Origin of the sequence: Cohnella soli, from assembly GCF_042655525.1 — a bacterium.
GTDB lineage: Bacteria > Bacillota > Bacilli > Paenibacillales > Paenibacillaceae > Cohnella > Cohnella soli.
This window is the reverse complement of the sequence record NZ_JBHSMI010000027.1, coordinates 1-3716: the sequence shown is the minus strand read 5'-3', so window position 1 is coordinate 3716 and position 3716 is coordinate 1. Positions and strand designations below refer to the sequence as shown.

At 39.5% G+C, this 3716-nt stretch carries 5 protein-coding genes and 1 pseudogene; 2 read left to right on the top strand and 4 right to left on the bottom strand.

Annotated elements, in window-relative coordinates; genetic code table 11:
• Window positions 1-292: 292 nt before the first annotated feature.
• From ACFPOF_RS16460 to ACFPOF_RS16450, 3 genes are all read right to left on the bottom strand, one after another.
• The gene (locus ACFPOF_RS16460; protein ID WP_378134556.1) at window positions 293-772 is read right to left on the bottom strand and encodes a GyrI-like domain-containing protein; all 480 of its coding nucleotides are present in this window, start codon (window positions 770-772) and stop codon (window positions 293-295) included.
• Between the two features lie 270 nt (window positions 773-1042).
• On the bottom strand, window positions 1043-1549 hold the full coding sequence (locus ACFPOF_RS16455; RefSeq protein ID WP_378134554.1) for a DinB family protein: 507 nt from the start codon (window positions 1547-1549) through the stop codon (window positions 1043-1045).
• A gap of 256 nt (window positions 1550-1805) precedes the next feature.
• On the bottom strand, window positions 1806-2336 hold the full coding sequence (locus tag ACFPOF_RS16450; protein WP_378134552.1) for a DinB family protein: 531 nt from the start codon (window positions 2334-2336) through the stop codon (window positions 1806-1808).
• Window positions 2337-2679: 343 nt separating this feature from the next.
• Between ACFPOF_RS16450 and ACFPOF_RS16445 the strand changes: the two genes are divergently transcribed.
• Window positions 2680-2964: a type II toxin-antitoxin system Phd/YefM family antitoxin gene (locus ACFPOF_RS16445; RefSeq protein WP_378134550.1), complete on the top strand. Its 285-nt coding sequence runs from the start codon at window positions 2680-2682 to the stop codon at window positions 2962-2964.
• Entirely contained in the window at window positions 2942-3247 is a 306-nt protein-coding gene (locus ACFPOF_RS16440; RefSeq protein WP_378134548.1) for a type II toxin-antitoxin system RelE/ParE family toxin, read from the top strand. Before ACFPOF_RS16445 ends, ACFPOF_RS16440 begins: the two co-directional genes overlap by 23 nt.
• A gap of 204 nt (window positions 3248-3451) precedes the next feature.
• On the opposite strand, the pseudogene ACFPOF_RS16435 reads toward ACFPOF_RS16440, so the two are convergent.
• Window positions 3452-3716, bottom strand: a pseudogene (locus ACFPOF_RS16435) (class I SAM-dependent methyltransferase); the annotation flags it as partial.

The window sequence follows — 3716 nt, the reverse complement described above, 5'->3', positions numbered from 1 at the left end:
AGGACTAATAAAAAATAATTCTTCTACATTCAACGGAAACGAAGAGATGATTTCTAAATCTTCTTTCATTAGATTTCTATGAGATATCATGGTTTTCCCCCTCGCTTCAGCCGGTTTCGCCTAACGTTCCCGCATTCACGACGTGACCCGGCCTTAGATAGCTCTTATCTTAGGCCGGGCCATGTGTTGTCTGAGCTGCTTCCATGATTATACATCAACCAAGGGGCGTAAGCCCCGCAGCGTGAATGCATTGTTAGATGATGTATCCGTCCTCTTTGAACTACTTTCAAACCTATCTATTTTTTCTTATTGGAAACATCAGGACCATAACTTCCTCGGAAGATTCAATATTAACTTTCTTGTATTGTTCTATCCCGTATGAATCGGCTAGTTCATACTCTGATTCTTGGACCCATTTATACAAATAATCGTATGCCTGATATGCTTGATCCCTAGCCCCCGTGTATATAGTACAAGCATATGTATTCTGAGGAATTGTGATAGATTCCATACCATCGGGAATATTCTCGATCTGACTAACCTCAACACCTGCAATCCACTTAAACATATCAATTTTATAATCATAGTTTGGTGGGTCTATAAAAATACCGATTGCATTATCATTTATTCTGTTTTCAATCTCATGGATCCTTTCTTCAAACTCTGCATGCATCTTTGGTATGAATCTATTCTCCCGTTCATCTTTAAGTAATGTCTCCAGTGATACACCTACCGCCATGAATGATTCTTTTTGAATTATTGTTGTTTCCATGTTTAGTCGCTCCTTTGAATGATCTATTATATTTACGGATATTTCATCTAACGTTCATGTGTTCACGACGTCCCACCGACTTAAGGCGACGAAGTCGCCGGGCGCGATGCGCTTAGTCGGAGCGGATGTGTCCGGCTGATTCCGCTTCCCTGCTACTGACAATTACTTCTTTGAATCCTCATCTAACTCCTGCCGGACCGAGGGCCGAATGGCCCGAAGCGTGAACATGGTGTTATAGGATGTATCCGCCTTCTTCGTTTATGCAACACGTTACTTTAATCCTTCTTTTATTTCACTAATTTGTTTAATATGTCTTTGCTCATGTAAGTACAGTGTTTTCACCCAATCAATTAACAACATCTCTTTAAAGACTGGGTGTATAAAATGTCTTCTACTCAGTACTGATGGGTCTTCTATTGTGTTTAATATTTCATTTAACTTCTCTCTTGAATTATTTAGTTTTTCAATAATCTCATTATATTCTAAGATTTCATCAGTTGGTTTAGCTATATATGGCGCTACAATCTTTTTACTTCTATCAAGGAGAAATTCTAATGGTTTTTTCTCTATTAACGAATCTTCTTTGCTTTTTAATCCTTTTCTAATTGCTACGACAAATAATTCTTCTGTCTTTATTAGATGTTGGCATATCTGACCAATACTCCAACTGTCTAAGTCTTTCTTTGTGTATAATTGATTTCGATTCAATCCTTTAAGAATTCCTTGTAATTCATCTCTTGTTTTTTTCAAATTGTGATTAACTTCTTGAATCTCCATAGAAAACACCCTTTCTTTAATTCTTTGCGGATATTTCCTATAACGTAAATGTGTTCACGACGTCCCACCGACTTAAGGCGACAAAGTCGCCGGGCACGATGCGCTTAGTCGGTGCGGATGTGTCCGGCTGATTCCGCTTCCTTGCAACTGCCAATTACTTCTCCGCATCAGCATCAAACTCCTGCCGGACCGAGGGGCGAATGCCCCGAAGCGTTATCGGAAGTTCGTGACTTCTTTGAATCGCTTGGTAAGTCTTTCAGATTATTAGTGAATTTTCTTTATACCACTTTCTAAGTTGATTGATATGAGCTTGATGGTAACGGCTATGATCAGCCATATGCCATAACCCCCAACGAATGGTTGCTTGCTTTTCATTTTCATGTCCAAATCTGACAACTTTAACAAGGTCTGCGTCTGTTATTTGAGAACATATATACTCTAACATTTCTAGTACATTCCGATATCTTAACATAAGCATTTCCAAGGACATTCCTTTGATCATTGGAAGCATATTATTTTCACCAATCATTGGACCATATTCTTCTTTTAAATGTTGAGGTAGAAGCTGTCCTTTTAATCTATACACCCAATTTAAATCAACATAAGTGATATGCCTTATTAATTGGGCTGCACTATTATAAATATTATCAGGCCCTTTGTAATCTACTTCATCCTGTGACATGCCATTTGTTATTACGTGTAGACGTTGATTGTTTTCCTTTACAGCAGAAAATAACATTCCCACAATAGGTGACATCGTTTCTTCACCGTGTAAATCGAATATCATCTACGCTCTCGCCCTCTTCGTTTTTTATTCTCTTTGCATTGATTTCCGATAACGTTCATGTGTTCACGACGTCCCACCGACTTAAGGCGACGAAGTCGCCGGGCGCGACGCGCTTAGTCGGTGCGGATGTGTCCGGCTGAATCCTCTTCCCTGCTACTGCCAATTACTTCTTCGAACCTTCATCTAACTCCTGCCGGACCGAGGGGTGAATGCCCCGAAGCGTGAACATGGTGTTAGGCGAAGTCCATCGAGTTACCTACAAAATTCTTTAATCCCATGTTTAGAATATCATTATTATGATAAAATTAAAGTTGTTGAATGATTCCTTAAAGAGGTGATGGTTTTGCCAATTATTAAACCGATTTCCGATCTTCGCAATAACTTTAATTACATTTCTGAGGTTTGCCATTCTGAAGGTGAGCCAGTATTCATTACAAAAAATGGTCATGAAGATTTGGTTGTTATGAGTCATGCCCTTTATGAAAAACAACAAGCTGTCATTGAATTGTATCAAAAATTGGCAGTTGCCGAAAAGGAAAGTACTGATCCATCCATTCAACGAATCGATCATTCTGATCTCATGAGCAAATTAAGGAGCCGCTTAAATGGAGAAAAAGCTTCCGATTAAATACCTTCCATCAGCGGAACAAGACATCACAGAAATTATTGAATATGTTTCATTGGATAATCCTCCCGCTGCCCTAAATCTTCTGAATCAATTCGATGAATCCATTTCTATTCTTGCCTACTTTCCTTTTAGTGGTTCAGTTCCCAAGGATTCAAGACTTCAACTTCTCAACTATAGAATGTTGGTCATTCAAAGTTATCTTGCATTCTATGTCGTTCAAAATGATTTCGTGGAAATTCGCAGGGTTCTTCACGCTAAACGCAAATACAACTTCTTGCTTTAGATCTTTCTCCGGATTTCGCCTAACGTTCATGTGTTCACGACGTCCCACCGACTTAAGGCGACGAAGTCGCCGGGCGCGATGCGCTTAGTCGGTGCGGGTGTGTCCGGCTGATTCAACTTCCCTGTTGCTGCCAATTGCATCCCCGAATCCACATCTGACTTCTGCCGGACCGAGGGCCGAATGGCCCGAAGCGTGAACATGGTGTTAGCTGATGCCACCCCTTCTTCGAGCCACAAACGTAATCCAATTACTTCTGAATTCAATTTCTTTACCATATTTCACTTCATTAATGGCCTGTGGAAGATTTCTTTCAATTAAGATCTCCCAGTCCTTATAAAGCTCTTGTAAATATGAAAATGCTTTTTCCGTCTTTAAATTTAATTCAATTAAGCCTTCTGAAATCTTCCCTGTTTCAATATCTATTTCCTCTATTTCTGTACTCATAAGGATTGTGTTGATTCCTTGTTCT

What these genes read in the sequence shown, in the direction of transcription:
- ACFPOF_RS16450 (WP_378134552.1), bottom strand. Translation starts at nt 2,336, where the DNA reads ATGATATTCGATTTACACGGTGAAGAAACGATGTCACCTATTGTGGGA.
- ACFPOF_RS16455 (WP_378134554.1), bottom strand. Translation starts at nt 1,549, where the DNA reads ATGGAGATTCAAGAAGTTAATCACAATTTGAAAAAAACAAGAGATGAA.
- ACFPOF_RS16460 (WP_378134556.1), bottom strand. Translation starts at nt 772, where the DNA reads ATGGAAACAACAATAATTCAAAAAGAATCATTCATGGCGGTAGGTGTA.
- ACFPOF_RS16440 (WP_378134548.1), top strand. Translation starts at nt 2,942, where the DNA reads ATGGAGAAAAAGCTTCCGATTAAATACCTTCCATCAGCGGAACAAGAC.